The organism is Mycobacterium sp. IDUB_19 (genome assembly GCF_055419445.1).
This window is the reverse complement of record NZ_JBVAXR010000003.1, coordinates 140568-161624: the sequence shown is the minus strand read 5'-3', so window position 1 is coordinate 161624 and position 21057 is coordinate 140568. Positions and strand designations below refer to the sequence as shown.

The following is a 21057-nucleotide window of genomic DNA, read 5'->3' as shown; positions in this document are numbered from 1 at the left end:
GCGCGCCACTCTCCCCCGCAAGCGGGAGGTACCCCCACCTCATCGCTTCGCTCTGCATCGTCGCCGGCGCGTGTCATACAGCGACGGGAGCTTTGATCGCCGGGTGCGGATCGTAGTTCTTCACGACGACGTCGTCGTAGGTGTAGTCGAAGATCGAATCCCGTTGGGCTAGAAAGAGTTCCGGGTACGGCCGCGGATCGCGGCTGAGCTGGGTCCGCACCTGGTCGACGTGGTTGTCGTAGATGTGGCAATCGCCCCCGGTCCAGACGAACTCCCCGACACCGAGGCCGGCCTGGGCCGCCATCATGTGGGTCAGCAGCGCGTAGCTGGCGATGTTGAACGGCACGCCCAAAAACAGGTCCGCGCTGCGCTGGTAAAGCTGGCAGCTCAGCCGTCCGTCGGCCACGTAGAACTGGAAGAACGCGTGACACGGCGGGAGCGCCATCTGCGGGATTTCGCCGACGTTCCAGGCCGACACGATATTGCGCCGGGAGTCCGGGTCGGTGCGCAGCAGCTCCAGCGCCGCGCTGATCTGGTCGATGTGCTCACCGGAAGGGGTTGGCCAGGATCGCCACTGCACGCCGTAGATGGGCCCGAGATCGCCTGTGTCGCTGGCCCATTCGTCCCAGATCGTGACGCCGTGTTCGTGTAGCCAGCCGACGTTGGAGTCGCCGCGCAGGAACCACAGCAACTCGTAGACCACCGATTTGAGATGGACCTTCTTGGTGGTCAGCAGCGGGAATCCGGCCGACAGGTCGTAGCGCAACTGCTGGCCGAATAGGCTGCGGGTTCCGGTGCCGGTGCGGTCCGATTTGGCCGAACCCGTCTCTAGGACCAGGCGCAGCAAGTCCTCGTACGGCGCAGGAACCGGGGCGGCGATCGGCACGCGGTCAGCTTAGCCGCGATCGCGGGCGTGGCGAAGCCGGGCGCGGCGCGGCGGCGCCGATGAATTTAGGTTCAGATCCCAGGAGTAGAACGGGTGCCATGCCGAACATCACCGACACCATCACCACCGCCGACGGGACCTGCACCGTCCACCTCTTCACGCCCGAAGGTCCGCAATCCCAAGTCGCCTGGCCCGGCGTGGTCATGTACCCCGACGCCGGCGGACTGCGCGACACCTTCGGACAAATGGCGGCCAAACTGGCCGGATTCGGCTACACGGTGCTGCTGCCGGATGTGTACTACCGCAACGGCAACTGGGCCCCGTTCGACATGGCGAGCGTGTTCGGCGACGAAACAGAGCGCAAGCGCCTGTTTTCCATGATTGGCGGCCTGACAGCGGACAAAATCGCCAGCGATGCGCGCGCATTCTTCGACTACCTGGCGGCGCGCCCCGACGTATCCGGCGAACGCTTCGGCGTGTGCGGCTACTGCATGGGCGGGCGAATCTCGCTGACGGTGGCCGGCCGTGTTCCGGACCGGGTGGCCGCCGCGGCGTCTTTCCACGGCGGCGGCCTGGTGACCGACACCCCGGACAGCCCGCACTTGCTGGCCCACCGGATGAACGCCACGGTCTACGTGGGCGGCGCGCAGAACGATGCGTCCTTCACCACCGATGACGCCGAACAGCTCGACAAGGCGCTGACGGCGGCCGGTGTGCGGCACACCATCGAGTGGTATCAGGCAGCGCACGGCTTCGCGGTCCCGGACAACGCGCCCTATGACGCGGCCGCTGCCGAGCGGCACTGGGCTGCGATGACGGAGGTCTTCGCTTCGGAGCTGTCCCACTAACGCTTTTCGCGGCTCACCACGTCGAGCAACAACTGCGCGGCGACCGTCGCGCCGTCGGCACGGATCGTGGCCGCGACGGTGCCGGCTTGTGCGCGGGTCTCGTCGGCCAGGGCCACCTCGAGTGCGGCCGGCAGGCCGCCCGGGGGCGGAGTCGGACCGTCGCATGCGGTGCCGATGCCCAGCTCGGCCACCCGGCAGGCCCAATACACCTGGTCGGCGCCCTGCGGTACCACCAGCTGGGGCGCGCCCGCCCGGGCGGCTGTCGTCGTGGTGCCCGCGCCGCCGTGGTGCACGACGGCGGCCACCCGGGCAAACAGCGCTTGCTGATTGACCTCGCCGACGGCGAAACAGTCGTCACGGTCATCGCCGAGCGCCAGCTCGGCCCAGCCGTGCGAGAGCAACACCCGCCGGCCCTGGCCGCGGATCGCCTCGATCGCCATCGGCACGACCTCCTTGGCACCCCACAACGGCATGCTGCCGAAGCCCAGGTACACCGGCGGTGTGCCGGCGTCGAGGAACTCCTGAAGCTCGGGTGCGAGAGGGCGTTCGTCGTGCAACAGCCACGCTCCGGTTTGCACGACGTCGAAGTCGGCCAGCGGCTGCCACGGGCCCAGCGTCGGGTCGGCTGCCAGCCACGGCTGATTGGTGTAGGCGTAAGCACGCACGTCGTCCACCGGGGCCAGGCCGATCGCCGCCCGGTGGCTGTTGAGCGTCGGACCGAACAACGTATTGGCATTGCGCGCGTTGTGATCCCACATCACCCGGTTGTCGATCTCGGTGGTCCCCATCCCCCGGCCGACGTACTCCGGCGGCGGGTGGTACGGCGACGGCAGCTGGGTCGGGTGGTAGCTCGCGTAGACGTAGGGGATACCGAGTTTGTCGGCCACTGACCGCGCACCGGCCGACGTCCACACCAGGCTGGCCGACACCAGCGCGTCGCATCCCTGCGCCGCCGCGGCGACCGTGTCGAACTGCGCGGCGATCAACCCGAGCAGGTGCCCGCGCAGGTCCGCCTCCGACGACCGCGTCGCCGTGGTCGCCATCGCGCGCACGGACGGACCGAAACCAACCAGGGGAACGTCGAAACCAGCTGCCCGCTCAGCGAATTCGTCGTCCGGCGGCGCGCAGAGCACCACCTCGGCGCCGAGCGCCTGCAACTGCACCGCGAGCCCCAGCAGTGGTTCGACGCCGCCGCGCGAATCGTATGTCGTCAACAACACACGCATGGCGCTCAGCCGGCCGGCAGGTCCACCAGTTCGGCCAGCCGGGTCCGATGACGGTAGGCCGTGCCGAAGGCCAACTGATCGCTCTTGGCTCGCTTGAGGTACAGGTGGGCCGGATACTCCCAGGTCATGCCTATGCCGCCGTGTAGCTGCACACACTCCTCGGCGGCGTGCACCGCGATGCCGCTGCAGTACGCCTGCGCGACGGCCGCGGCGATGCTCGCATCCGGATCTTCGGAAGCGCAAGTATCCGCGGCGTGGCGTGCGGCCGCCGTCGCCGCACCGACCTCGAACCACAGATCCGCCAACCGATGCTTGATCGCCTGATACGAGCCGATCGCGCGGCCGAACTGCTTGCGCTGCTTGGCATAGGCCAGCGTGGTCTCGAAACACCACCGCGCCAGCCCGAGTTGCTCGGAGGCCAGCAGCGCCGCACCCGTCTGTAGCGCGGCGGCCACGCCTTGATCCGCGGGTCCGACGCGAGTTGATGGCGCCGCCGAAAAGGTCACGTTGGCAAGGGGTCTCGTCATGTCCAAGGCCAGCAACGGTGACACCCGTACTCCCGCCGCGCTAGTGGAGACGGTGTGCAACTCGAGACCGTCGCGGCCCGCGACCGGCACCACCAACACGTCGGCCTCGCCCGCGCCGGCGACGCTGCTGACCACGCCGGTCAGGCCGTCGGCCCCGACACTGACCCCCGCGATCGGATCGCCGGGCGCGGTGGACAGCGGCACCGCCAGCGCCGCGGTGAGCTCACCTTGGGCCAGCGCAGACAAGGTCTCGGTCTCGCCGGCACCCACCAGCGCGACCGTGGCCAGCACGGCGCTGGACAAAAACGGCACCGGCGCGACGGCGCGGCCGATCTCCTCCATCACGACCGCGGCCTCGCGGGCACTCGCGCCGGCACCGCCAAGCGATTCCGGCACCAGCAGACCCGCGACCCCCAACTCACCGGCCAGGCGCCGCCACAAGTTGGAAAAGTCTTGTGGCTCTGGGTCGTAGGCGCGAACCACCACTTCGGGTGCACACCGCTCGGCGAACAGGTGGCGGACGCTGTCGCGCAACGCCTCCTCGGTGTCGGAGTAGAGCAGGTCCCCGATGCTCATCGGTCCAGATCCTTCCAGGCGACATCCTTGTCGACGCGGTGTTCGCCCGGCAGGCCGAGAATCCGCTCAGAAATGGTGTTGCGCAAGATTTCCGACGTGCCGCCCTCGATCGAGTTGCCGCGTGCCCGCAGGTAGCGGTACCCGGGTTCGCGGCCGACCAAGTCGACGACTTCTGTTCTGCGCATGGTCCAGTCGTCGTACTGCAGGCCGGATTCGGCATGTAGCTCGATGTCGAAACCCGAGAGCGCTTGCGCCAGTTTGGCGAAGGCCACCTTCATGCCGGCGCCCTCCGGCCCGGGCTGGCCCGCTGGGTCCTTTTGGGCCTTTTGCCCAAGCCGTTCCCCGGCCAGCCGAAGGACTTCCGCCTCGACCCAGAGCCGCATCAGCTCGTCGTGCATCGCGCCGTTGCGCAGCCCCGGCTCGTCTCGCCATGCGCGGGCGATCTTCCCGATGATCCCGCCCTCCCGCGGAACACCGGAGCTGGCACCGATCGCGACGCGTTCGTTGTTGAGCGTGGTGGTCGCAACCCGCCAGCCGCCGCCCACGGGGCCCAGCCGATTCGTGTCGGGCACCCGGACATCGGTGAGGAACACCTCGTTGAACTCGGCCTCACCGGTGATCTGACGCAGCGGCCGAACGTCGACGCCCGGTTGCGTCATGTCGCAGACGAAGTAGGTCAAGCCCGCGTGCTTGGGCACGGTCGGGTCGGTGCGGGCAACCAGGATGGCCATCTGCGCATGTTGCGCCATCGACGTCCACACCTTCTGCCCGTTGACAATCCAGTCGTCACCGTCGCGGACCGCGCGCGTGGCCACCCCGGCCAGGTCCGATCCCGCGCCGGGTTCGCTGAACAACTGGCAGTAGACCTGCTCGCCGGTGAACAACGGGCGCAAGAACTTTCGCTTCTGCTCGTCGGTGCCGAACGCCGCGATGGTCGGGGCCGCCATGCCCATTCCGATGAAGTTCTTGATGGTGCCGCCCACCGGCGCGCCCGCGGCGCCCAGCCGAGCGTTCACCAGTTCCTGCGCTTTACGCGGCAGGTCCAGTCCGCCGAAACCCTGTGGCAGATGCACCCAGGCCAGCCCGGCATCGAATTGTGCGCCAAGGAAATCGCGAGGATCAGTGGTCGCCGGGTCGTGGTCGTCCAGCAGCGCTTGCACCCGCTTCGTGAGGTCGGCCGAGAAATCCTCCGTGCTCATGGCTTGCCCCCGGGCCGAATCTGGAAGCCCTGCGCGCCGCCCAGCAGCAGACCGCCGTCGATGACCATCGTCTCACCGGTGATCCAGCTCGCCGCGTCGGAAACCAGAAAGGCCACCGCGTTCGCCACATCGCTTGGCTCACCGATGCGCCCGAGCGCAATCTGGGCGGCCAGCGGATCTTCGTGGTCCTTCCACAGCGCCTCGGCCAGTTTGGTACGCACCACTCCCGGGGCGATGGCATTGACCCGGATGCGCGGTGACAGTTCCAGGGCGAGTTGTTTGGTGACGTGGATCAGCGCCGCCTTGGTCGCGTTGTACAGCCCCATCGCCGGGGATTGGTGCAGGCCACCGATGGAGGCGGTATTCACGATCGCGCCACCGTGTTCGCCCATCCATGCCTTGACAACCAGCGATGTCCACAGCAACGGGGCCCACAGATTGACCTCGAAAATCTTGGTGAACCGGGCGTGATCCTGGTCGATCAGTGGGCCATACGCCGGATTCGTGCCCGCGTTATTGATCAAGATGTCGACGCTGCCAAACCTTTCCAAGGCGAGGTCCACGCAGCTGCGCGCGGCGTCCTCGTCGACCGCGTGAGCGCCCACGCCCAACGCCCGCTCCCCGATCTGAGCCGCAGCTTCCTGCGCCGCTTCCTGCTTGCGCGCGGTGAGCACCACATTGGCGCCGGCGGCTGCCAGCTGTTGCGAAATCGCCAACCCGATTCCGCGCGAGGCCCCCGTGATAATCGCAGTACGGCCGGTCAAATCCAGTGAGGTCATCTTCGTACACCTTTTATTTTGTGGGGCCCGAGTTCGTTAGCGGAGAACGTCGATTGCAAACAATCTTTCAGTGAAAGGTTTTGTCCGCGGGCATGCGTGGTATGCGAGTCGCATGTTAGCGAAATTGACCCTCCTGAAACCACTGGTGGTCGGCGGTGCCGTCGCTGCCGCGATCGCCGCCGCACCGATCGCAGCTGCGGATAGTTTTGCGACCGGCCCGGCCATGACCGGCCCGTCACCGACCCACGTCGTCTTCAAGGACGACCCGGGCGGCGGCGGCTGCGACGCCAACGGCAACTGCGGTTCCGGCGGCCAGAACAACGGCCCGGGCGGCGGTCCGGGCGGCACCGGATGTCTGCCGGGTGTCGGCTGCGGCTCCGGCGGCCAAAACGCCGGCCCGGGCGGCGTTCCGGGTGGCACCGGATGTCTGCCGGGCGTCGGCTGCGGATCCGGCCACGCCTGATATCCCTCCGTCACAACCCTTCAGCCTCCCGTCAGCCTGGTGATCCAGGCGCGGGAGTCTGAAGGGTCGATCACATCGTCAAGCTCGAACGTCGTGGCGGCCCGAAGTGCTTTGCCGTGTTGATATGCCGCCGCCACAAGCCGATCGAATAGCTGTTCACGTTCGGCCGCATCGGACGCGGCGGCCAGCTCTTTACTGAAGCCGAGCCGTACCGCGCCTTCCAAGCCCATGCCACCGATCTCCCCCGTCGGCCAGGCGACGGTGAACTGCGGGGCGTGGAACGAGCCGCCCGCCATGGCCATCGCGCCCAACCCATATCCCTTGCGCAGGATGATCATTCCGAGCGGCACCGTTAACCGCGCACCCAACACGAACATCCGGCCGAACCGGCGGACCGCGGCCTGTTTTTCCGCATCCGGCCCGACCATGAATCCCGGTGTGTCGCACAACGAAATCACCGGCAGCCGAGACGATTCGCACAGAGTCAGGAAGTCACCGGCCTTGTCGGCGGCCTCGGCATCGATCGCGCCGCCCAGATGGTGACTGCTGTTGGCGAGCAATCCAAATGCCACGCCCTCGACGCGGACAAGTGCGGTGACGATGCCGACGCCATAGTCGGGGCGTAGCTCGAGCACGGAGTCGACGTCGACAATCGACTCGATCCCCCGACGTACGTCGTAGGCGCGTAACCGATTCTCCGGCACCACATGTCGGGCCAGCCGTGGATCGGGTGCCGCCCAGTCGCTGATACTGCCCTGGAAGTACGACAGATACTGTTTGGCCAGCGACACCGCGTGCGCCTCGTCGCGCGCGATCAGGCTCACCACCCCGTTGTGCCGCTGCACGTCGATCGGACCGATCGCCTCGGGCGGGTACACCCCGAGCCCGCCACCCTCGATCATCGCCGGCCCGCCCATTCCGATGTTGGCGTCCGGGGTCGCGATGATCACGTCGCACACTCCGGCCAGCGCGGCGTTGCCGGCGAAGCAACGTCCGGAGACGATGGACACCAATGGCACCTGACCGCGCAGCCCGGCCAGTACCCGGAAGGTCGGCACATCCAGCCCGGCCGCGCCCCCGACGTCGGTGTCGCCGGGCCGTCCACCACCGCCCTCCGCGAACAGCACCACCGGCAAGCGTTTTCGGGCGGCCACGTCGAAAACGCGGTCCGTCTTGGCATGGTTGCGCATGCCCTGTGTCCCGGCGAGCACGGTGTAGTCGTAGGACACCACGACCGCCTCGGCCGCCGCGCGCCCGAATCGGTCGGCGCCGATGGTCGCCAACCCCGCGACCAGGCCGTCGGCCGGGGTGTTGGCGATGAGGTCGGATTCCGAGCGCCGGCTGCGTTGCGCGGCAATGGCGAGCGCGCCGTACTCGACGAAGCTGCCGGCGTCGATCAGATCGGCGATGTTCTCCCGGGCGGTGCGGCGACCCTTGTTGTGCCGCTTGGCCACCGTGGGTTCGCGTCCCTCGTCCAGAGTGAGCAGATGGCGCTGGGCGACCTCGTCGAGGTCGGCACGCGGGCGGTCGAGGTCGACCGCGGCGACGGCGGACTCGCCGCCGATACCGGCCCCGGTGCGGGCGAAGACCACCAGCGGATCGCCGGCTCCGACAACCTGGCCGGGTGCCACGAGATTGCGGACCGTTCGCAGCGCGTCCGGGGCGACGAGCACATGTTGCATTTTCATTGCCTCGAGCACGACCAGTTGATCGCCGGGAGAAAGCTCGGTGCCCTCGGGCGACAACTCGACCACGGTGCCGGCCAGCTGAGCACGTAGCGCTTCCTCACCGGGATAGAGCTCGACGGACGCCACCCGGGTGTCGTGTTCGTGGCTCAGCGCCGCGGCCGCCAGCGTCCGAAGCTTGGCATCGAGGAAGCTCGTGGTCACCACACCCGACTGAATTTCGCCGTCGGACAGCAGCTCTTGCAGAAAATTGATGTTCGTGCGGACACCCTCGACACCGAATTCGGCCAGCGCGGTGCGCAACTTTCGCAGCGCCACAGCGAACGACGACCCGTGCACGTGGGTGATGACCTTGGCCAGCAGCGAGTCGTATCGCGCGCTCAACGCCAGCCCGGTCCGCCCGTACGTGTCGACGCGCACGCCGGGACCGCTCGGCGGCGAGAACACCGTCAAGACGCCCGCTGCGGGCACCACGGCCCCCTGCGCCGTCAGGGTCTCCATGTTGACCCGGGCCTGTATTGCAATGCCGCGCCGTACGGCGGGCTCGCCGATGACTTCGTCACCGTCAGAGGCGATTCCGGACGGCAACCCCAGCTGGTAGTAGGAGGCGCCACCGGCGATGGCCAGCTGTGCGGCCACCAGGTCCACCCCGGTGGTCTCCTCGGTGATCGGGTGCTCGACCTGAATGCGAGGGTTGACCTCGAGAAAGACGAATTTCTCACCGGCGACCAGGAATTCGACGGTGGCCAGCCCGCGCAGGCCGACACCGCCGCACAGCCGCGCCGCGGCCAGGTGCAGCTCGCGGCGCAGCGCATCCGAAAGCCCTTGCGCGGGAGCTATTTCGACGACCTTTTGGTAGCGGCGCTGAATGCTGCAATCACGGTCGCCGAGGGCGAGCGCGTGTGTGCGGGGCCCGGCCGGGGCGGCGACGATCTGCACCTCGATGTGCCTGGCGTCGTCCAGAAGCGCCTCGGCGAACACCGCGGCATTGCCGAATCCCAGTTGCGCCTCCGCCGCACACTGCCGGTAGGCATTGTCGATCTGATCGGCACGGTCCACTCGGCGCATGCCGCGACCGCCCCCACCGGCCAGCGCCTTGATCATGACCGCTGCGCCGTGGGTGGCGAAGAACGCCCGGACATCCTCGACGCTGCTCGGCCCAGCGGTGGCGGGCAACACGGGCACACCGGCAGCGATCGCGGCGGCGCGCGCCGAGGATTTGTTGCCGACTGTCTCGAGCACGTCGGCGTCCGGCCCCACGAAGGTGTACCCGGCCGCCGCGCACGCACGAGCGAATCCGGCGTTCTCGGAAAGGAAGCCGTAACCCGGATGGATCAGCTCCGCGCCGGCGTTCTTCGCCGCCGCCAGGATGGCCGACTGGTCCAGGTAGGCGTCGGCGCCGCTGCCCGGCAGGCCGATCGCTTCCTCGGCGGCATGCACGTGCGGACTCTCGGCGTCGTCCTCGGCGTAGACCGCGACGGTCTGGATACCCAATTCGGTTGCGGTGCGGATGATCCGAAGCGCGATCTCACCGCGGTTCGCGATCAGCAGGGTCGCGCTCATCGGAGCGGGTCGCCCCACTGCACTTCACCACGCAGCCTGGCTTTGAGTAGCTTGCCACCGGCATTGCGCGGCAACGCTTCTGATACCACCGTGACGTACTGCGGAATTTCGTAGTCGGCGAGCTTCCCGCGGCAGTGCTCGAGCACGGCCGGCACGTCGACCTGCGCGCCGCCGCCGAACAACACGGCCCCGACCTTCTCACCCATGACCTCGTCGGGCACCGCCAGCACACAGGCATCCGCGACACTGGGCGCGGCCAACAACACCGCTTCGACCTCGACGCTGGAGACGTTCTCTCCGCCGCGATTGATGATGTCCTTGAGGCGGTCGACGATGTGCACCCGGCCCGCGTCGTCGACGCGCACCACGTCGCCGGTGTGCAGCCAGCCGTCCACGATCGCGGCAGCGGTCGCTTCCGGCCGGTTCCAGTACCCGGCGGTCACGTTGGCGCCGCGCACCACCAACTCACCGACGCCTTGCTCGTCGCCGCCGAACGGAATCAGGCCGAGATCTACCGAGGGCACGGCATACCCCACGGAGTCGGCGTGTGCGACCGCGTCCCGATCGGGTAGCACGGTCATCAGCGAGGCGGACTCGGTCATGCCGTAGCCGTTGAACACCTTTGCCTGCGGAAACGCATTCTTTACCGACCGCACCAACGAGGGCGCGATGGGCGCCCCACCGTAGCCCACCCAGCGAACACCGGACACATCTGTATTGGCGAACTCCTTGTGCCGCAGCAATAACGAGTAGATCGCGGGAACCGTCACCATCAGCGAAATACGTTCGGCGCTCAGGGTGGCGATCAACCCGTCAACGTTGAGTGTCGGCAGGATCACCGATGCTCCCCCGAGCCGAATGGCCGCCAAAAGCTGTGAGTTGCAACCGGTCACGTGAAACAGCGGCACCGAGATCAGGGTGCGCAGCTCATCGCCGGCATCCCGGGAGAATCCCACGCACCGAATTGAATTCTCGGTGTTGGTGACGAATGCCTCGTGAGTGGTCGGCACGCCTTTGGGATGCCCGGTGGTCCCCGAGGTGTAGAACAGCGCGGCGGTGTCCGCAGGCGTGAGTCCTTCGGCCACATAGGGTTGGCCGTCGGGCAGCGGGGTGTCCGCCGCCAGATCCAGCGTCGCCCCGGAGTCGGACAGCACGAACTCGACTTCCGGTTGCGCCGAGCGCGTATTGACCGCCACCACAATGCCGCCGGCCATCACCGTGCCCCAAAACGCCAACACCCAATTGATGCCCGCGGGGTAGCGCACCGCCACGCGCTCCCCTGGTTGCACACCGGCCGCCCGCAGCCCGCCGGCGACCCGTGCGGCGCGGTCCCACAACTGCCGGTAGGTCAGTCGGCCGGCACCGACTTCGACAACGGCCTCGCTGTCGGGACGGTGCTCGACGTGCTCGGCCAGCATGTCCAGCAGCGTTGCGGGCAGATCGTGGTAACGCGGGATGCCGTCAGGGTCGCGGGTCACGCCCGTCGTCGAGAACGGGTTGTGGCCGCGCGAAATGTCGATCACTTCAGGCATGCCCGGTCCTTACTATCGTCGTGTCCTATCGTGATAGCGGTGACGATCGAGGATTCCGCCATCATGCCCGAGGCATTCTTCACTGTCGACGGCGACTCCTATGTTCCGGGCCCGCTGACGCGAGGGCCGTGGGGCGCGGCAATGGGCGGTCAGATCGTCGGAGGCTTGTTGGGTTGGGGCATAGAACAATCGGGCATCGATCCCGACTTTCAGCCCGCCCGTCTGACCGTCGACCTGTTACGGCCGGTGCTGCTGCGGCCGGTGCAGATTCAGACTTCGATACAGCGCGAAGGCCGTCGCATCAGACTGGTCGACGCCGCCTTGGTTCAGAGCGGCACTGTTGTCGCCCGCGCAAGTGCGCTGTTCCTGCGTCGCGGCGATCATCCCGAGGGCCAGGTGTGGTCCTTTCCGGTCCAGATGCCGGCGCTACCGACGTCCTACGACGGCTTTCCGAGCGACATGCCGTTCCTTATCTGGGGGTACGGGGCCACGTTCGAGGGCAGTCCCGGTATCGCCGCGGGCGAATGGGAGCAATCCCACTCCCAGAAGTTCGCCTGGGCCCGGGTGTTTCGCCCGATGGTGCACGGCCACCCGCTGACGCCGTTTACTCGCCTGGCCTTCGTCGGTGACATCACCAGTTCGCTCACGCATTGGGGCACAGGCGGATTGCGCTACATCAATGCCGACTACACGGTCACCGCGAGCCGATTGCCCGACGGTGAATTCGTCGGGTTGGCCGCGCTGAGCCACTACGGCACGGCAGGTGTGGCCACCGGGGCGGCGACGCTGTTCGATCGGCACGGACCGCTGGGTACCAGCTCGGCGCTGGCGGTGGCCCAGCCCGCCGACGCGTTCAAGCCGACCCACACCTAGCCCATCAGCGTCGCGGCCAGCGTCCCACCCAGCTCGTAGGCCCGCTCACGCACCGCGGCGTCGACGGCACCGACCACCTCCAGCACGTCGGCGGCTTGGCTCAGCGACAGTCCGATGGCCAGTTTGTTGACGGCCGAGGCGGCACCGACGGTGTCGTTGTTGCCGTGCACCCACAGCCCGTAGGGCCGTCCCGATACGTGGTCCAGGCTCGGGTAGTAGACGGTGTCGAAGAAGTGCTTGAGGGCGCCGGACATGTAGCCGAAGTTGGCGGTGGTGCCGAACAGGTAGCCGTCGGCGTCGAGCATGTCCGGCAGCGTCGCCGCCAGCGCCGGCCGGGAGACCACGTCGACGCCGTCAATCTCGGGATCGTTGGCTCCGGCGAGCACCGCCTCGAGCAGCTCGCGGGTGGCCGGCGACGGCGTGTGGTGCACGATCAGCAGTGTCTTGCTCACGGGTGCCCCTCCAGCTCGACCGCCCTCTTCATGGCCTCGCGGGCGCGGCGGCGATCCCCCGCGTAGTCGTAGGCACGAGCGAGCCGGTACCAATGCCGCCAATCGTCGGGGTGGGATTCGACTTCGGTGCGCACGGTGGCGAACAGCGCGTCGGCCGCGTCGCGCTGGATGCGGCCGGACGGCCGTCGCGGCAGCGCGCTGGCATCGAGTTCCATCCCGTCTTCGGCGATCAGCCGGGCCAGCTTCTGGTGCGCGAACCCGGCCCGCAGGGTGGCGATCATCGCCCACAGCCCGATCACCGGCATGATCAACACCGCCAGCCCGAGGCCGACGGCGGCGGCCCGCCCCGAGGCGATCATCGCGACGGCCAATCGCCCCAGCAGCACGAAGTACAGCAACATCGCCGCGCACAAGAAGGCGATGAGCAATTGCGTGCGCAGCGACCTGCTCATTGCAGGTTGAGCAGGGGCTCCAGCCCCACCGTCAGCCCGGGGTATTCCCGAATGCGGCGCACCGCCAGCAGCACGCCCGGCACGAACGACGTGCGGTCCAGGCTGTCGTGGCGGATCGTCAGCGTCTCCCCCTCGGTGCCGAACAGCACCTCCTGATGGGCGACCAGCCCGGCCAGCCGCACCGAGTGCACGGGGATGCCGTCGACGTCGGCGCCGCGAGCCCCGGGCAGGCCGGTGCTGGTGGCATCGGGGTTGGGCGGCAAGCCTTTTCGAGCTTCGGCGATCAGCTTGGCGGTGCGAGTCGCAGTGCCCGACGGCGCGTCGGCCTTGTGCGGGTGATGCAGCTCGACCACCTCGGCGGAGTCGAAGAAGGGCGCGGCCTGTTTCGCGAAATGCATTGACAGCACGGCACCGATCGCGAAGTTCGGCGCGATCAGCACCGACGTGCCTGCGCTGTCGGCCAGCCAGGCCTCGACCTGCTGCAGCCGCTCGGCGGTAAAGCCCGTCGTGCCCACCACGGCGTGAATTCCATTGCTAATGAGGAATTCCAGGTTGCCCATCACCACATCGGGGTGGGTGAAGTCGATGACGACCTCGGTGTTGTGATCGGTCAGCAGACTCATGGGATCGCCGGCGTCCACTTCGGCGGACAGGGTCAGATCCTCGGCGGCCTGCACACCCGCCACCATCGCCGTCCCGACCTTGCCCTTGGCACCCAGCACTCCTACCCGCATGGCCTTCACCCTAGACGGAGCGCTCGGGCGGGATTTGTGCACAGTTGGGCGTCTATCCACAGTTAGCGCTTTCCCTGCTGCCCGGCGCAATGGCCACAGATAAAATTCGAACATGCATTCGATCGAGGTTCCGGCGGAGGTGTCCGCCGCCCTGGACGCGCAGGACGCCGCCGACGCCGCGCTGGCCGGCCTGAACTTCGATGGGTTGAGCCCCGCCGTCCGGCTGGAAGTGCTGAAACGGTTGGAGGCTGCACGCCGACGCCAGATTGCGGTGAGCCACGACCTGATCGCCGGCCTGGCTAAGGAGGAGCCGGCCGCCGTCGGCGGCCCGATCCACAAAGTCATTGCCGACTGCCTGCGGATCAGTTTTGCCGAAGCCCGTCGCCGGCTCAGGGACGCCGAACAGCTCTCTCCGCGTTTGACTCTCACCGGCCACGAGTTGCCACCGGAGCTGCCGGCTACCGCCCAGGCGTGGCGAGAAGGCGAACTCGACGCGCAACACCTGCGGGTGATTCAGGCTTTCTTACACGACCTCCCGGACGCGACGCCCGCCGATATCGTCGAGGACGCCGAGCGATTCCTCGCCGAACAAGCCGCCAAACTGCGTCCCGATCAACTGGAACGGGCCGCCCACCGGATTGCGTTGCACATCAACCCCGACGGGAAATTTTCGGACTCCGACCGCGCCCGCCAGCGCGGCTTCACGTGGTGCGGGCAGCGCCGCGACGGGATGAGCATCGGAAAGCTCATCGCGTCCCCGGAATTGCGCGCCAATCTCGACGCCTGGCTTGCGCGATTCGCCGCGCCAGGAATGTGCAACCCCGATGACGAATACCCTTGTACCGCTGACGACCCCGCCGATGAGGCGGCCGGTCGCGACACCCGCACACCGGCCCAGCGTCAGCACGACGCGCTCAACGCCTTAGTCCGCGGTCAGTTGGGCGACCCGAAGCTCGGCCGGCACAACGGGCTGCCCGTGACGGTCATCGTGTCGACCACGCTGCGGGAGCTGACGACGGGCACGGGCCGAGCGGTGACGGGCGGCGGTACGCTGCTGCCGATGCCGGACCTGATCAGGATGGCCAGCCACGCCTACCATTACCTGGCCGTGTTCGACGAGCATCAAAGTCGGCCGCTGTATCTCGGCCGATCCCGCCGCGTTGCCTCACCGGATCAACGCGTGGTCTTGTATGCCAAGGATCGCGGCTGCACGCATCCGGGCTGCGACGTGCCCGGATATTGGTGCGAAGTCCACCACGTCGACGAATGGGCCGCCGGCGGCGCGACGGATGCCGACAAGCTTACGTTCGCGTGCGGACCCCACCACAAACTAGCCGGAACAGGTTGGCGAACAAGGAAACTGGCCGACGGCCGCACCGCGTGGATCCCGCCGCCGCAGTTCGACGCGCGCGCACGCACCAACGACTACCACCATCCAGAACGGCTCCTCGGTGATGACGAAGCGTGCTGAGCTACTTCTTGAACCGCCCGGCGAACCCACGCAGCGGAAGGTCGGCACTGGTGATCAGCCCTGGCGGCGCCGCCATCACTGACCGGATCGAGGCAAGGGCGGGCATCCCGGTCACGGTCATGCCGATGGACGCGAAGTTGTCCGGATTGGACAGGTCCACGCCGGGCTTGGGGAAGATCATGTGCTTGTTGTAGACGCATGGGTCGCCCTTGATCTGGGTGATGTAGCAGCCCTTGATATCCCAGTGCGGATCGGTGTGCGGGGTCATCTGCCATTCCAGGTGCGTCTCGACCAGAGGCACCCCGTCCACCATGCCCTGGTACTTGATGTAGTTGCCGCCCAGCGAACCCTTGGGCAGTGTGTACCAGCCCAGGTCGACGTCCTTCGTGCAGGCACCCAGCTCGTAGCTGAACTTGACCTCGTCGAGCTTCACGTCGAAGCAGTCGGCCATCATCAGCACGCTGTCCGCGAAAACGCGGGTGTACTTCTCCAGCTTCGCCGGAATGGACGGATCATCGACCGGCAGGCCATAACCCACCTCTATCCAGGTGTCCTTGGAGTGGTGACACGACACGTCGACCGACTCGATCGTGGTGACGTTTTCGATGTCGGCGACGTCGGCCGAGCACACCACGCCGAGAATCTGGTTCAGCCCCGGGTTCATCCCGGTGCCGTAGAAGGTCGCGCCACCTTTTTCGCAGGCCTCGGCCAGCAGCTGGCTGACCAGCTTGCCGGACGGGTGCGGGTGGTTGGTGTCGCGGTGCCAGCCGGTGATCCAATCGGCGGTGGTGACGATATCGATGCCCGCCTCAAGCACTTTGACGTAGAGGTCCTCGTCGGGGAACACACCGTGGAACGTCAGCACGTCCGGCTTGGCGGCGATGATCTCCTCGATGGTGCCGGTGAACTTCACCCCGTTGGACCCGACGCCGACGAACTCGCCCGTGTCCTTGCCGACCTTCTCCGGCGAATAGCAGTGCACGCCAATGAGTTCGAGATCAGGCTGGGTGGCGATCCGCTTGATCATCTCCGAACCGACGTTTCCGCTTCCGACTTGGAAGACGCGAATCGGTCGAGCGGGTGCATTCATTCCATTAAGCCTTTCTCGGATGCTGCGTACACTTCGGCGGCGCTGCCACCGATGCCGTCGGGGTAGAACTGCTTGGCCCACTTGCGAATTGCCGTGAAGCCTTCGTACTCGTCGGTGGCCAACGCGGGCGGATCCGAATACCGCTGGTGCTGCCAGATTTCGACGTCTTGCTCGAACTGCCGGATGACTTCTCGCCCGAACTCCTGCGCCTTCGCTCGGGCCTTTTCAAGGCCCGCTCCGGCTTCCTTGTGCGGTGTGCGGCCGATATACACCATGAACCGGATATCGGAGGTGCACTCGTCGACCGGAGTGATCGCCGAGATGGTGCGGTTGTCGACCATGCCCCAGCTCTTGGTCACCGCGATTCCCAGCCCACCGTTGATGGCCTCCACGCCACTGTTGACGTCCTCGATGCGCTGCCCGTCGTCGCCTTCGAAGGTGATGGTGAAGTCGACGAAGGACACCGGCTCGTCGAAGTCGTGGCGGGTGAAGACCGGCACGATCGGCGTGTTGTGCACGTACTTGAAGTGCGCGAAGTCCACCCCGTTTTCCAGCACGTACTGCGGATGCAGCTCCAGGCCGGCGCGGTGCAACCGCTGCTGCGGGTAGTAGTCGGCCGCACTGCTGCCGTCGTCGAACGCGGCGAACACGTCCGGAGCGTCGAAGAACGGATCGCGGCGCTGCGCGTCGTGCCAGATGTAGACCGAAGCGTTGCGCTCGACCACCGGATAGGTGCGCACCCGGCGGCCACGGTTAGGACGGTCCTGATACGGGATGCACACGTTGCGGCCCTCATTGCTCCACTGCCAGCCGTGGAACGGGCACTGCAACACCTCGCCGAGCACCTTGCCGCCGTAGCCCAGGTGCGCACCCAGGTGCTCGCAATAGGCGTTCATGACAGTGAGCTGGCCGGACTCGGCCCGCCAGGCGACCATCTCCTGGTCGAAGTACTTCATCTTGTGGACGTCCCCGACGCCGATCTCCTCGGACCAGGCGACCTGGAACCATCCGGTCGGTTTCATCGACAACGGCGGCTTAGCCATCTGAGCTGTCCTCCTCGCGTACGAATGATAGCGTCGCCGGTCAACAATCACAGTACCCTCTATGAAACCGTAATGGGTTAGCCCGCCGCGTGCAAGCAATCGACTAGGATCGGCCGATGGCGCAGCGGGCTACCCGGCATATTTCGGAGGCCGGGATCGTGGGCCGGCGTCCCAACCGGCGCGGGAGCGCGACACGCGAAAACATGCTCGAGGCCGCATTGCGGTCGCTGGCCTCGGGCGAGCCGGGTTCGGTGTCGGCCAATCGCATCGCCAAGGAAATAGGTGCCACCTGGGGCGCTGTGCAGTATCAGTTCGGCGACACCGACGGTTTCTGGGCGGCCGTGCTGCACCGCACCGCCGAGCGGCGCGAAGCGACGTTCTCGACGCTGTCGACACCGGTTCGGCCGAACGCGCCCCTGCGCGAGCGGGTCAGCGCCATCATCGAAACCCTGTATCGCGGCCTGGCGTCCGCAGATTCACGCGCGATCGAAAATCTGCGCGCAGCCCTGCCCCGAGATCCCGACGAACTCGAACGCCTCTATCCGCGCACCGCCGCGGAGTTGTTCTCCTGGGGCAAAAGCTGGCTGGAAACCTGTCAAAACGCCTTCGCCGGCCTCGACGTCGACCCGGGCCGGGTGCGCGAGGTGGCCGCACTCATCCCGGGCGCGATGCGCGGCCTGGTGTCCGAGCGCCAGCTCGGTTCCTTCGCCGACCTCGACTTGGCCCGGCAAGGTCTGACCAACGCTCTGGTCGCCTATCTCGAGCAATCCCGGTCGGATCGACCTTAGGAGTCCTCAGGCGTCGATGACGAGGCGGTCGGCCTTGGCCCGTGACACGCAGACCAGCATCTCGCCGTCACCCACGACCGTGCGCCCACGGTGATCGACTTGTCCGGCAAGCACTTTGACCTTGCACGTCCCACAGAAACCCTGCTGACACGAGTACGGGGTCGTCGGATCAAGGTCGCGCATCACGTCGAGCGCGGACCGATTCGCCGGAACATCGAGCAGTCGCTGCGACCGCGCGAGCTCGAGTTCGAATGCCACTCCGTCCACGACCGGCGGCGGGCTGAATCGCTCGTAATGCAATGGTGCGTCGGCGTGTTCGTCACGGGCCAGGCGCACCGCATCGAGCATCGCGCTCGGGCCGCACACGTAGACGGCCGTCGTCGGCGAGGCGCCGGCCAATAAGTCATCGACGGCGGCAACCCGGCCGTGTTCGTCGTCGGCCCATACGGTAACCCGATCCGGCGCCACCGACACGACTTCGTCCAGCAACGGCATGTACTCCCGGCTGCGCCCGGCGTAGATTGCGCGCCAATTGATTCCGCGCTGCCGGGCCACCTGGAGCATCGGCAGGATCGGTGTCACGCCGATGCCGCCGATCACGAACAACACGTCGCGTTCGGCCGTGCCGAGGTAGAAGGCGTTGCGCGGGCCTTCGAACATCAGCGTGTCGCCCACGTCGAACCCGTCGTGCATTTCGATCGAACCGCCACCGCCGTCCGCGATCCGGCGAATCGCGATGCGGTAGTCCGTTCGCCGGCCGGGCGGGCCGCACAGCGAGTATTGGCGGCGCCGGCCCGAGGGCAGCGAGACATCGATGTGCCCGCCGGGAGTCCAGGACGGGAGCAAACCGCCGCCCGGGTCGGCCAATGTCAATGCGACAACGTCGGGCGCGACGAACTCGCGTTCGGTGACGACGGCGGCCTGGGTGCGACGCACCGGCTTGATCCGCGACGGCTCCCACCGCGACACCGAGGCGAATCCGTCGTACAACACCCGGATGCCCCACAACAGCGTGCCGAGACGGTCGCGGTCGCGCCGGCCGTAGAGGTCGGCCGGCCTACTGGTCCAAATACTCTCCCGCACAGGCAAATCCCCTACCATGCTTACGTCGGCCGAATGTCCAACCGCGCGAGCATCCGAATCATCGACGGGCTGATCCGGCGCATCGCGTAGCCGATCCTGGACTCCGCGGCGATCGGCAACACCGCCGGACCGGTCTTGACGGCCTTGACGATCGCCGCTGCGGTGGCCTCCGGGGTGTAGTTGCGGCGCCGGTAGGCCACGTCGGCCTTGTCTCGGGCGCGCTCTTGCTCGGCGGCCGACATCCCCGCGTAGACGGTGCTTTTGGCGATATCGGTGTTGACGAATCCGGGGCACACCGCGGTGACGGCAATGCCCTCGTCGGCGAAGTCGGCCCGCAACGATTCGCTGAACGCCAGCACGGCCGCCTTCGTCGTGCTGTAGGCGACCATGGATTTCGACGGCAGGTATGCCGACGCGGACGCCACGTTGATGATCGTGCCGCCCTGGCCGCGCTCGACCATCTGCGCGCCGAACGCTCGGCTGCCGGTGATGACGCCGCGCAGATTGACCCCGATGATGTCTTCCCAGTTCTGCGGGCTGGTCTCCAGAAACCGGCCCGCCATCCCGATGCCGGCATTGTTCACCAGGATGTCGACCACGCCGTGGTCGTTGAAGACTTGTGCGGCAAGGTGATTCATCGCCTTTTCGTCGCTGACGTCTGCTTGGTACACCGCAGCCTTGGCGCACGCGGCGCGCACCGCATCCGCGGTCTCGTTGGCCGCGGCGAGGTCTCGATCGACGATGACCACCATGCGGGCACCATGACGGGCCAGCTCGACCGCGGTGGCCCTGCCGATGCCGGCACCCGCGCCGGTGATCAGGGCGAGTTTGCCCGGTATCTCGTGGGGGCCGCCGAGCACCGACGGCTCGGTTGCGGTGACCGTGCCGCCGAAGCTTCGATCCACCCACTCGCTGGTCAGCCGGGCCACGACATCGGGACGCGACGTCACCACCCAATGTCCGCCTTCGATCGAAATCACCCTGCTCCCAGCGGGAATCGCGCCGGTGAACCGCTGCACCGCCGGAGTCACGAAAATGTCCTTGCGCGGCACCAGCACCTGGACCGGGACACTGGTTTTCGACAGCTCGCGTCCGGGCGACAGCATCGGCCCTGGCATGTTCGCCCGGTACAGGTTGAGCCCGTTGACGTAGTCCGTGATCGACCGGGGCGTTGCGTGCCGCTGGCTGCGGGTACTCGATCGGCCGATACGTTCAAAGGCCTCAACAAGTTTCACTCCCAGCCGGGAGCGAAACGCCACCTCCGGCAGGCCCGGGCATAGGAAGAAGGGGATGTAGGCCGAGCCGATCAACTGCCTGGCGACCTGGGCCAGCGTCCGGGGGGTACGCGCCGAGCGCAAGAACACGCCCGCGTACTGCAGATGCGGGCCCGAGATCGAAGTGAACGAGGCGACCTTGTTCATCACCGATTCGTCGGTGATGGCCGCCCAGGCCTGAATCGAACCCCAATCGTGCGCCAGCAGGTGGACCTGCTCGACACCTAGGCTGTCGATCACCGCGCCGAGATCCGAGACCAGATGCTCGAAAGCATATCCGGATCTCTTTGCCGGACGCGATGATTCACCGGCGCCGCGTACGTCGTAGGCCACGACGTTGTACCGGTCGGGGTAGCTGCGCGCGAATTCCTCGGCTACCGGATCCCACACTTGGTGGTTATCGGGCCAGCCATGAACGGCCAGGATGGTCGGGCGCGACGTGTCGACATCGGTGTAGCGATGGACGGCCAGAGCCACACCGTCCGATGACATGAATCCGGAATTGATGGTCAT

The 21057-nt window shown here is 67.1% G+C and carries 19 protein-coding genes; 5 read left to right on the top strand and 14 right to left on the bottom strand.

What is annotated here, in order from left to right; genetic code table 11:
* Positions 1–73 precede the first annotated feature (73 nt).
* Positions 74–880, bottom strand: a complete 807-nt coding sequence (locus ACZY0B_RS04520) for a thymidylate synthase (protein WP_463762926.1) — start codon at positions 878–880, stop codon at positions 74–76.
* Positions 881–984: 104 nt separating this feature from the next.
* Here ACZY0B_RS04520 and ACZY0B_RS04515 point away from each other — a divergent pair, with 104 nt between their 5' ends.
* On the top strand, positions 985–1734 hold the full coding sequence (locus tag ACZY0B_RS04515) for a dienelactone hydrolase family protein (protein ID WP_463762799.1): 750 nt from the start codon (positions 985–987) through the stop codon (positions 1732–1734).
* On the opposite strand, the gene ACZY0B_RS04510 is transcribed toward ACZY0B_RS04515, so the two are convergent.
* The 4 genes from ACZY0B_RS04510 to ACZY0B_RS04495 are packed head-to-tail and all read right to left on the bottom strand — an operon-like array spanning position 1731 to position 6041.
* On the bottom strand, positions 1731–2960 hold the full coding sequence (locus tag ACZY0B_RS04510; RefSeq protein ID WP_463762798.1) for a glycosyltransferase: 1230 nt from the start codon (positions 2958–2960) through the stop codon (positions 1731–1733). The genes ACZY0B_RS04515 and ACZY0B_RS04510 overlap by 4 nt on opposite strands.
* Before the next feature lie 5 nt (positions 2961–2965).
* Positions 2966–4063 (bottom strand): acyl-CoA dehydrogenase family protein, encoded by a 1098-nt coding sequence (locus ACZY0B_RS04505; protein ID WP_463762797.1) that lies wholly within the window; start codon positions 4061–4063, stop codon positions 2966–2968.
* Positions 4060–5262 (bottom strand): acyl-CoA dehydrogenase family protein, encoded by a 1203-nt coding sequence (locus ACZY0B_RS04500; RefSeq protein ID WP_463762795.1) that lies wholly within the window; start codon positions 5260–5262, stop codon positions 4060–4062. The genes ACZY0B_RS04505 and ACZY0B_RS04500 overlap by 4 nt, the downstream gene beginning before the upstream one ends.
* Positions 5259–6041, bottom strand: a complete 783-nt coding sequence (locus ACZY0B_RS04495) for an SDR family oxidoreductase (RefSeq protein WP_463762794.1) — start codon at positions 6039–6041, stop codon at positions 5259–5261. The genes ACZY0B_RS04500 and ACZY0B_RS04495 overlap by 4 nt, the downstream gene beginning before the upstream one ends.
* A 133-nt stretch (positions 6042–6174) precedes the next feature.
* On the opposite strand from ACZY0B_RS04495, the gene ACZY0B_RS04490 reads away from it, so the two are divergent.
* A complete protein-coding gene (locus ACZY0B_RS04490; protein WP_463762925.1) occupies positions 6175–6504 on the top strand; it encodes a PE-PGRS family protein in 330 nt (109 codons plus the stop codon).
* 20 nt (positions 6505–6524) lie between these two features.
* Here the strand turns inward: ACZY0B_RS04490 and ACZY0B_RS04485 are convergent, their stop codons facing one another.
* Both ACZY0B_RS04485 and ACZY0B_RS04480 read right to left on the bottom strand, forming a co-directional pair.
* Complete coding sequence (locus ACZY0B_RS04485; RefSeq protein WP_463762792.1) at positions 6525–9752, bottom strand: acetyl-CoA carboxylase family protein; 3228 nt, start codon at positions 9750–9752, stop codon at positions 6525–6527.
* Positions 9749–11284, bottom strand: a complete 1536-nt coding sequence (locus ACZY0B_RS04480) for a class I adenylate-forming enzyme family protein (RefSeq protein ID WP_463762790.1) — start codon at positions 11282–11284, stop codon at positions 9749–9751. Before ACZY0B_RS04480 ends, ACZY0B_RS04485 begins: the two co-directional genes overlap by 4 nt.
* Before the next feature lie 39 nt (positions 11285–11323).
* Here ACZY0B_RS04480 and ACZY0B_RS04475 point away from each other — a divergent pair, with 39 nt between their 5' ends.
* Positions 11324–12157 carry a thioesterase family protein gene (locus ACZY0B_RS04475; protein ID WP_463762788.1) on the top strand — a complete coding sequence of 278 codons (834 nt, stop codon included), beginning with the start codon at positions 11324–11326 and terminating at the stop codon, positions 12155–12157.
* Here ACZY0B_RS04475 and ACZY0B_RS04470 read toward each other — a convergent pair.
* Genes ACZY0B_RS04470 through dapB form a run of 3 tightly spaced genes read right to left on the bottom strand, consistent with a single transcriptional unit; the run spans position 12154 to position 13795 of the window.
* Positions 12154–12609, bottom strand: a complete 456-nt coding sequence (locus ACZY0B_RS04470) for a flavodoxin family protein (RefSeq protein WP_463762786.1) — start codon at positions 12607–12609, stop codon at positions 12154–12156. The two genes, ACZY0B_RS04475 and ACZY0B_RS04470, sit on opposite strands and share 4 nt — an antisense overlap.
* Positions 12606–13061: a tetratricopeptide repeat protein gene (locus tag ACZY0B_RS04465; RefSeq protein WP_463762785.1), complete on the bottom strand. Its 456-nt coding sequence runs from the start codon at positions 13059–13061 to the stop codon at positions 12606–12608. Before ACZY0B_RS04465 ends, ACZY0B_RS04470 begins: the two co-directional genes overlap by 4 nt.
* The gene (dapB, locus tag ACZY0B_RS04460) at positions 13058–13795 is read right to left on the bottom strand and encodes a 4-hydroxy-tetrahydrodipicolinate reductase (RefSeq protein ID WP_463762784.1); all 738 of its coding nucleotides are present in this window, start codon (positions 13793–13795) and stop codon (positions 13058–13060) included. Before dapB ends, ACZY0B_RS04465 begins: the two co-directional genes overlap by 4 nt.
* A 112-nt stretch (positions 13796–13907) precedes the next feature.
* Between dapB and ACZY0B_RS04455 the strand changes: the two genes are divergently transcribed.
* Entirely contained in the window at positions 13908–15266 is a 1359-nt protein-coding gene (locus ACZY0B_RS04455) for an HNH endonuclease signature motif containing protein (protein WP_463762783.1), read from the top strand.
* A 1-nt stretch (position 15267) separates the two neighbouring features.
* On the opposite strand, the gene ACZY0B_RS04450 is transcribed toward ACZY0B_RS04455, so the two are convergent.
* Together ACZY0B_RS04450 and ACZY0B_RS04445 are read right to left on the bottom strand one after the other, a co-directional pair.
* Positions 15268–16356 carry an NAD(P)H-dependent amine dehydrogenase family protein gene (locus tag ACZY0B_RS04450; RefSeq protein WP_463762782.1) on the bottom strand — a complete coding sequence of 363 codons (1089 nt, stop codon included), beginning with the start codon at positions 16354–16356 and terminating at the stop codon, positions 15268–15270.
* Positions 16353–17399 carry a Rieske 2Fe-2S domain-containing protein gene (locus ACZY0B_RS04445; protein ID WP_463762781.1) on the bottom strand — a complete coding sequence of 349 codons (1047 nt, stop codon included), beginning with the start codon at positions 17397–17399 and terminating at the stop codon, positions 16353–16355. The genes ACZY0B_RS04450 and ACZY0B_RS04445 overlap by 4 nt, the downstream gene beginning before the upstream one ends.
* 203 nt (positions 17400–17602) lie before the next feature.
* On the opposite strand from ACZY0B_RS04445, the gene ACZY0B_RS04440 reads away from it, so the two are divergent.
* On the top strand, positions 17603–18187 hold the full coding sequence (locus ACZY0B_RS04440; RefSeq protein WP_463762924.1) for a TetR/AcrR family transcriptional regulator: 585 nt from the start codon (positions 17603–17605) through the stop codon (positions 18185–18187).
* 6 nt (positions 18188–18193) lie between these two features.
* Here the strand turns inward: ACZY0B_RS04440 and ACZY0B_RS04435 are convergent, their stop codons facing one another.
* A complete protein-coding gene (locus ACZY0B_RS04435; RefSeq protein WP_463762780.1) occupies positions 18194–19288 on the bottom strand; it encodes a PDR/VanB family oxidoreductase in 1095 nt (364 codons plus the stop codon).
* 2 nt (positions 19289–19290) lie between these two features.
* On the bottom strand, positions 19291–21057 hold the full coding sequence (locus ACZY0B_RS04430; RefSeq protein ID WP_463762779.1) for an SDR family oxidoreductase: 1767 nt from the start codon (positions 21055–21057) through the stop codon (positions 19291–19293).